At 65.3% G+C, this 7,832-nt stretch carries 7 protein-coding genes; 2 read left to right on the top strand and 5 right to left on the bottom strand.

The genetic code is table 11. The features are described 5' to 3' along the window. Positions 1–517: 517 nt before the first annotated feature. Positions 518–1,621 (top strand): NAD(P)/FAD-dependent oxidoreductase, encoded by a 1,104-nt coding sequence (locus AB4099_RS29570; RefSeq protein ID WP_113517632.1) that lies wholly within the window; start codon positions 518–520, stop codon positions 1,619–1,621. Between the two features lie 75 nt (positions 1,622–1,696). Then, a complete protein-coding gene (locus tag AB4099_RS29565) occupies positions 1,697–2,146 on the top strand; it encodes a DUF1810 domain-containing protein (protein ID WP_441480720.1) in 450 nt (149 codons plus the stop codon). A 77-nt stretch (positions 2,147–2,223) separates the two neighbouring features. Here the strand turns inward: AB4099_RS29565 and AB4099_RS29560 are convergent, their stop codons facing one another. The 5 genes from AB4099_RS29560 to AB4099_RS29540 are packed head-to-tail and all read right to left on the bottom strand — an operon-like array spanning position 2,224 to position 7,830. Continuing rightward, complete coding sequence (locus AB4099_RS29560; RefSeq protein WP_441480719.1) at positions 2,224–4,026, bottom strand: cobalamin-dependent protein; 1,803 nt, start codon at positions 4,024–4,026, stop codon at positions 2,224–2,226. Between the two features lie 36 nt (positions 4,027–4,062). Then, positions 4,063–4,857, bottom strand: a complete 795-nt coding sequence (locus tag AB4099_RS29555) for an aspartate dehydrogenase (RefSeq protein WP_441480718.1) — start codon at positions 4,855–4,857, stop codon at positions 4,063–4,065. Positions 4,858–4,877: 20 nt separating this feature from the next. Further along, the gene (locus tag AB4099_RS29550) at positions 4,878–5,390 is read right to left on the bottom strand and encodes a cupin domain-containing protein (protein WP_113517636.1); all 513 of its coding nucleotides are present in this window, start codon (positions 5,388–5,390) and stop codon (positions 4,878–4,880) included. Further along, positions 5,387–7,003: an ABC transporter ATP-binding protein gene (locus AB4099_RS29545; protein ID WP_113517637.1), complete on the bottom strand. Its 1,617-nt coding sequence runs from the start codon at positions 7,001–7,003 to the stop codon at positions 5,387–5,389. The genes AB4099_RS29550 and AB4099_RS29545 overlap by 4 nt, the downstream gene beginning before the upstream one ends. Beyond that, complete coding sequence (locus AB4099_RS29540; RefSeq protein WP_113517638.1) at positions 7,000–7,830, bottom strand: ABC transporter permease; 831 nt, start codon at positions 7,828–7,830, stop codon at positions 7,000–7,002. The genes AB4099_RS29545 and AB4099_RS29540 overlap by 4 nt, the downstream gene beginning before the upstream one ends. Positions 7,831–7,832: the final 2 nt, after the last annotated feature.

Here is a 7,832-nt window from a genome sequence, read left to right as displayed (position 1 = left end):
ACCGATCTCTCGGCTACAAGGCCCGAAGCTCTCATGAAGCGCAGTAGAGCGGCCCCGCCAGCGGCGGCGCCGTCTCGATGGCCGCGTTATAGGCCCCGCCCTCTCCACCTGTCAACGCCAAAACAAAACTTTTCCGACAGTTCCGTGACAGGGCCTCTTATTTTGGCGCCCCGTCGCCGAGAGCGCCGAAATAAAACCAATGATCGCAATGCCTTGCTGAGTTATCCACTTCCCGGGCCCGGATCTGCTCCATTCCGAGGCGCGGGACGCCGCCATCGACGGCAGCGAAGGTCCTTCTCACGCGCACCGTCTTGGGGGCGATCCCGGACAGCGACCGGCCATTCCCACGACATGCCCGAGGATCTGCGCTGCCGGTCTGGACGCCGAACGCGGCGCTCTGCACATTCCCAGGTCTGCCTCGCTTCCGCTCGCGGCAGTCCAGGACGCCCGCCGGCAACAAGCCGGTGCGCGGACTGAACCGCATCACGAGCGGATTCACACTGTGCCGGAGAATACTATGCCTGAGATCATCGTGATCGGTGCCGGAGTCCTCGGAACCTCGGTCGCCTACCGCCTCGCGCTCGCGGGCGCGCGCGTTACCGTGCTTGAGGCGACACGGGTCGGCGGCGGCACGTCCGGCATCAGCTTCGCCTGGACCAACGCCTGCAACAAGGAGCCTCGCAGCTATCACGACCTGAACGTCGCCGGCATGAAGGCGCACGCAGCATTGAAGGAGGAGTTTGGCGCAACACCCTGGTGGCATGGCGGCGGTCGCGTCGAATGGAAGGCAGAGGCCGAGCGCGACGCTCAGCGCACCAAGGTTTCGCGCCTGCAGAACTGGAGCTACGCGGCCGAGTGGATCGACCGCAAGCAGCTGCTCGAACTCGAGCCGGACATCGATCCTCAGGCGATCGGTGATGCGCCCATCGCCTGGTACCCGAGCGATGGCTGGCTCGACCCGGTCGTCTATGCCCACGCCATGATGCGCGCGGCATCCCGGCTTGGCGCGCAGCTGAGGACACAGACCAGAGTGAAGGCCCTCCTCGTCGAAGGGGGCAAGGTCAAAGGCGTGCGCTGCGAAACCGGCGAGACATTCCATGCCGATATGGTGGTGAACTGCACCGGCCGCTGGTCCAACGACACGATCGGCACTTCTGCACCCAATATCCCGCTGGAACCCACGGTCGGCTTCCTGGTCTTCACTCCACCCGTGCCGGCTTCGATCCAGCGCGTGATCTCGTCGCCGCTTTGCGATTTCCGACCGGATGGCGCGGGAAGGCTGATGGTGCACTGGGGAGCAGCCGACGCGCAGGTGACGCCCGAGGTCAGCGAGCATCCCGGCATGGCGCAGGCTGCGATCGTGATCGAGCGGCTCACGAAGATCCTTCCCGGTATTGCACCAATCAAGCCCGAAGCCACGCGCGTCACCCAGCGCCCCATCCCCAGGGATGGCCTATCGGCCATCGGGCCCGTACCTGGCCTCGACGGCTATTATTTGATGGTCACGCATAGCGGCGCGACGCTCTCGCCGGCGCTCGGGGCCATGGCCGCGGACGAGATCCTGACCGGCATCGAACGGCAGGAGCTCGCCGATTTCCGCCCCGCGCGTTTCTTCACATAGAATAGGAAGCCGCGGCGGCACTCGGAAAGTCGTTCAGCCGGGTGGTTGCCGCGCCACACGATGGGAGGGCAAGCCGTGACGGAGCTTCACGACCTTCAGCGCTTCGTTACCGCCCAGGAGCCGATCTTCGAAACCGCTCTTGCCGAGCTGCGAGCAGGCCGGAAGCGGACCCACTGGATGTGGTTCGTCTTCCCGCAGCTGCGCGGCCTCGGCCTTTCGCCGACGGCAGCGCGCTACGGCCTGGCCTCGCTGGCGGAAGCGCGTGCCTATCTCGCCGATCCCGTCCTCGGTCCCCGCCTCGTCGCGTGCACCGCCGCGATCCTGGAGATCGAGGGCCAATCGGCGCACACCATCTTCGGCTCCCCCGACGACATGAAGCTGCGCTCCAGCATGACGCTTTTTGCGCTGGCCTCGGGCAGCGACGGCACCATCTTCCAGCGAGGCCTGCAGCGCTTTTTCGACGGCAAGCCAGATCAGCGCACGCTCGATCTGATCGGGAGCCCCGGGGGCGGGGCGACAACGTAATCTCCTAGCGGCGAGGCCGCTCACAAAGTTCCGCGGAAACAGATCCCAGAGAGGGAAACTGCAATTGCGGCGATGGGCTAGCCGAACGCGCTCCCCGACCGCCTGTCGCCACGCTTCGAGCGCGCCAGGGCTTCGAGCTCGCTGACCATTCGCTCCGGCGTCTCACATGGCAGGGCGCCGAGCGCCGAAATCTCGCGGGTCACGTCGACCGGCAACCCGGAGTTCGAATCGTCAGGAATCTGATTCAGCCGGCCGCCAATGCAGACCGGGATGGACCGCCCCGCCCGCTCGAGTGCGCCCAACACCTCGGTCGCGAACCGAAGGGCGATGCCGTTATATGTGCTGATGGCGATGACATCGCATCCCTGTGACAGCGCGATCTCGACCAGATCATCGGGGTCCACCGAGGTGCCGCCATCGACAGCCTCGACTCCGAGGTTCGTAAGGAGGTGCTCGATCAGATTCTTGCCGTGCTCGTGGACATCGCTGCTGGCAACACAAACCTTGAGACCGCTCGCTCCGAGCAGCGACCGGGCGGCGACCGGGACCTTCGCGACCCAGGAGTCTGTAGCGTGCTGCAGCTCCTCGACCCATTCGGCGAGCACGATGGCGCGCCGGCCGCCCCACGCCGCACGGTCGATCGAGCCCGCACCATAGAGTGCCTCCAGGCGCTTCGGGCCGATCCGGCGCAAGGCCAGCATGAGAGCTGCAGGGTCACGCGTGTCGATTCCAGCCTCCTGCAGGCCCGTCAAAACCTTGCCGGCAAAGGCCCGGCCGCCGGCGATGAGGCTTGCGGCCATCCCGTCGACCAAAGCCAGGTCGATCAGGCCGAGATTGGCGGACGCGTGCTCGACCATCCGGGCTGCGAAGACCTGTGCATCGATGATTTCGTCGGTATCGGGGATGCGCTCGTTCTCGGTCACCGGAACGGGATTGATCGCATGCCCGCTCGCCCGGCGCTGCAGCGACCAGATATCGGCCTGGAGGTAGCTCGCCAGACTTGCGAAATTCCCGGCCGGCGTGGATCTGTAACTCACCGTGTTGCCGAAGATCATGCTTCCCGGCGTGTCCGACACCTGCATCAGTGCGTGGTGGAAGGCGAGCCGCATAAGCGGCGCCGTGAAATGGTGCCCGTAGCAATGCGAGACCCTGGCACCGATCAACTCGTCGACGATGTATTTCTCGATCAGAACCATGCCGAGCGCCGAACTCATATCGGCGAAAAGACCTGCGAAGCCGTCGTCAAGATTGGAATGAACCAGCACTTCGACCGGCTGGGCGGCGATCAGCCCAAGCGCCGTGACGGTCGCCTCCGTGGTGGCGACATCGTCGTCCCAATCGGGGAGGCGGAACGTGAAATATTGGCCGAGGTTCCCGACAGTGGTGACCCCGGCTGCCAGCGCGGCCCGGGTATTCTCCACGGCGCCGGGTAACCCCAGCATGAAATCGCCGAAATGCGCCGCGGCCGGCACCACGCCGGTGATCCGCGAAAAGTCCTCCGGCCCGTCGAGGACGATGCCGGTGCCGCGCGGACGCTGGGAGCGCTGGGCAAGCGGATACCCCATCGACCAGTCCAGGGTGATACCGAAGCGATCGACCACCGTGCCGAGCCTGGCGCAGCTCTCATGCACGGTCCTGATCGCGTCCAGCGTTCTGTCGACGCTGCGAAAGCCGATATGGGCGTGCTGCATGATGCGGCCCTGAACGGCCGCCTGGCGCTTGTAGGCCGCCTCGGAAGCAACACCCATCGTGTCGAGGAAAAGGTTGCGACCGACCTGCCAATGGCGCGCCATGACCGCGCCATCGGCAAGAAGCTCGGCGCCCGGCCGGAGCGCAGCGGGAACGAGGTCCGCGAGCGGCGGCAGCACCATGTGAGTCATGAAATTCTCCCGGCCAAGCGCGCCCGAATTCCCGCGTCAGATGGCCACGATGTCGAACTGGCGTCGGATTGCAGCGACCAGACTGGAGGCCGTGATTGCCGAAGTCTTTGGGTTGCCGGCGGAGGGCAAGTTGGTGAAGCGCAGATAGGCCGAGCCGAGGGAGCTCTCCGCCTCGATCTCGTGAATGTTCCCCGTTGCAGTGGGATCGGAAACTATCCGCGTCGTCACCCGTGCTGCACGCGCTGCGAGCGCAATGGTGAGCCCGACATTCAGGTTCCTCGGATAGAGCCGCGCCGCTTCCTCCGCGCTACCTTCATAGAGCACGATCTCGGCGACAAGCGACCGCTCGCTAAGCCCGGCTTGCGCCAGCTCGGCCGCCCACGCGGCCGGTGGCTTGCGCGAGGTGTAGCGAATCCGGGCATGGTCGGCTTCGCGTAGCGCCGCGAGATAATCGAGCCCACCGATGGCCCCGGATGGCAGGATGAGCCGCGCCCCGCTCAGTGCCGCAATCCTGGTCATGCGAGCCAGGAAATCAGTATCGGCAAAGGCCCCCGTGGAAGCCGCGATAACCGGCAGACCAGCCGCCAGGACGTCCGGCAAGGCCTCGATGACGGCGGCGTGCCCGGCTGCCTCGACAACGAGGTCGGGTCGACTGCCAATCAGCTCCGACACCGTTGTGGTAACCTCGACGCCCTCGGGTACGGCGCTGCAGCTCGGGGAATCCGGCCGCAGCAGCACGGTGAAGTGAAAGGCCGCCGGCTGCTGGAGGCGCGCATGCACCTCGCGCGCGATCGTTCCGAAGCCGATCAGCCCTATACGCTTCCTGCTCATGGCAGTCCCATTGCAACAGATCAGGGTTTGCGTTGGTCGGTTGGTGGCGCAGCGAACACCGTCTGCCGCTCGATTTCGAGAACATTCTCCGGGCGCGGGAAATTGGCCGGCGCCGCCTCGCCCGCGACCCGCGAACGGCCGATCAGACGGAAGAAGTCCTCGAGGCCGTTCGGCACGATCAGCCAGACCCAGTGCAGGTCCTCGGTCCCCTCGTTGATGAACATATGCCGGCGGCTCTTGCCGACGAAGATCGCGGTGCCGGGCTGGAGCGGGACGTCCTTGCCGTCGAGCACGGCTCGCCCCTTGCCCTTGATGAAATAGATCACCTCCTCGTGGCGATCGTGGCTGTGTTCACGGACATAGCCACCAGGCGGCACCGTCTGAGTTCCCAGAGCCAATGGGTGGTCCATGCGCACCCGCGCGGGATCGACGACCACCTCGATATGCCCGTTGGCCGGAACAGGTTGCCAATAGCTCGTCGCCTGGCCGGGCTGGATGACGAATGTCTCGCCGGCTTCGTGAACCTCGGTCATCGGGACATCTCCACTGCGTTGACTCTTCCCGGGACGGCGGAAAGCAATTTCTGCGTATAAGGATGTTTGGGAGCAGCGAAGATCTCGGCGGTAACGCCGTGCTCGACGACCTCGCCGCGCTGCATGATCGCGATCCGGTCGCAGATCTGCGCCGCGACGCGCAAGTCATGCGTGATGAAGATCATCGACAGGGAGAGCCGATCGCGCAGTTCGACGAGCAGCTGCAGAACCTGTGCCTGGACCGAGACATCGAGCGCCGAAACTGCCTCGTCGGCGACCAGGATCTTTGGCTCGAGCGCAAGCGCCCGGGCGAGCCCGATGCGCTGGCGCTGCCCGCCCGAGAACTGATGCGGCAAGCGATCGGTGGCGCTGGGATCAAGCCCCACCAACGTGAACAGCTCCTTGGCCCGAGCCAGGGCCTTGTCCTGTTTCACGCCGCGGGCGACCAGCCCCTGGGAGACCAGGTCCCCGGCCGTACGACGCGGATTGAGCGAAGCGTAAGGATCCTGGAACACCATCTGGACGAGGTGGCGGTGGCGGCGCAGTGTCTCGCCGCCAAGCTTGCCGAAATCGACACCATCGAGCTCGATCGTTCCGTGATCGGGATCGAGCAGGCGCACGATGCAGCGTGCCAGGGTCGATTTGCCCGAACCGCTTTCGCCGACGATGCCCAGGGTAGCCCGGCTCGGCAGATCGATATCGACCGCTTTGACCGCATAGGTCACGCGGCGCTGCCGTCCAAACCAACCACCGCCGGTCCGATAGGTCTTCGACAGATCGCGCACCGTCGCGATCGTCTTATTCGGCAATACCCGCGGCGGCGGCGGAGTGATGCTCGGAACCGCCGCGATCAGCGCGCGCGTATAGTCTGCCTTGGGATCATTGAGCACGTCGCCGACAGTTCCGCTTTCGACGACGCGGCCATGCTGCATCACCATCACCCGGTCGGCGATCTCCGCAACGACGCCGAAATCATGGGTGATGAACAGGACGGCCATGCCAGTGCGCCGCTGGATGTCCCTGATCAGCGTCAGGATCTGCGCCTGGATCGTGACGTCGAGGGCGGTGGTCGGCTCATCCGCGATCAGGATCTTGGGTTCCAGCGCGAGCGCCATGGCGATCATCACGCGCTGGCGCTGCCCCCCCGACAGCTCATGGGGATAAGCCCGGTAGGCCGAAGCCGGCTCGGGAATGCCGACCTCGTCCAGCAGCTTCAACGCGCGAGCCCCGATCTCCTGCTTCGAGAGTTTGGTGTGAGCCCGGAACATCTCGGCGATCTGGTCGCCTGCGGTTCGCAGCGGGTTCAGGGCCGTCATCGGCTCCTGGAAGATCATGCCGATCTCGGGACCCCGGATCGCACGCAACTCGTCTTCGGAAAGTCCGAGAATGTTTCGCTCGCCGAGCATGATCCTGCCGCCGCGCACCGGCAGGCTGGTGGGAAGCAGCCCCATCAGCGCCGACGCGGTCATGGACTTGCCGGAACCGCTTTCCCCGACCACGCAGACGATCTCGCCCGGCGCGAGGGTCAGCGAGAGCTTTTCGACCGCATAAGGCCGGTCAGCCCCGCCGGGCAGGGCGATCGACAGATCTTCGATACGAACGAGGGGGGTCATCGGCCGCGCAGCCTCGGGTTCAGCGCATCGTTCAGTCCCTGGCCAACCAGGGAGACGGACAGGATCGTCAGCAGGATCGCCACGCCGGGAATCGCGGAGACGTACCACTCGCTGCGCAAGACCTTGCGCCCCTGGCCGATCAGGTTGCCCCAGGAGGCGATGTTGGGATCGGAGAGGTCGAGGAAGGCGAGCGCGCTTTCGAGCAGGATCGCCGTCGCCATCACGACGCTGCCATAGACGATGATCGGCGCCAGCGCGTTGGGCAGGACCTCGCGGAAAATGATCCAGCGGTTGGTCAGGCCGAGTGTCCGGCAGGCCTGGACGAACTCGCGATTGCGCAGGGTCAGGAACTCGGCGCGCGTCAGACGCGCCACCGCCGGCCAGGAAACGGCGCCGATCGCAATCGTCACCGCCGTCATATTCGAACCCACCACCACCACGAGCACGAGCAGCAGGATGAAATTCGGAAGCGTCTGGAAGGCCTCCGTCATGCGCATCAAGGCGTCATCCGTCATGCCGCCATAGAAGCCGGCGAGCGCACCGACGACGATACCGATCGCAATCGCAATCAGTGTCGAGACCATACCCATCAGCAATGTGGTGCGCGCGCCGTGGGCAATCTGCGCCGCGATATCACGGCCCGAAGCATCCGTTCCGAGCAGGAACCGACCACCGAGTGAGGGCCATTGCAGGGGCCGGCCGGCAAGCGCCAGCGGATCGCGCGGGTAGAGCAGATCGGCAAAGATTGCGAGGCCGACGATACCGATGAGCAGGAGCAGGCCAAGCACGGCAGCCGGGCTGAACAGAAAATGTCGAAGCGCCTTCATGA

This window comes from Allobosea sp. 2KB_26 (genome assembly GCF_052115715.1).
Taxonomy (GTDB): Bacteria; Pseudomonadota; Alphaproteobacteria; order Rhizobiales; family Beijerinckiaceae; genus Allobosea.
Note: the sequence above shows the minus strand (reverse complement) of the source record. Positions and strands in the feature narration are given on the sequence as shown.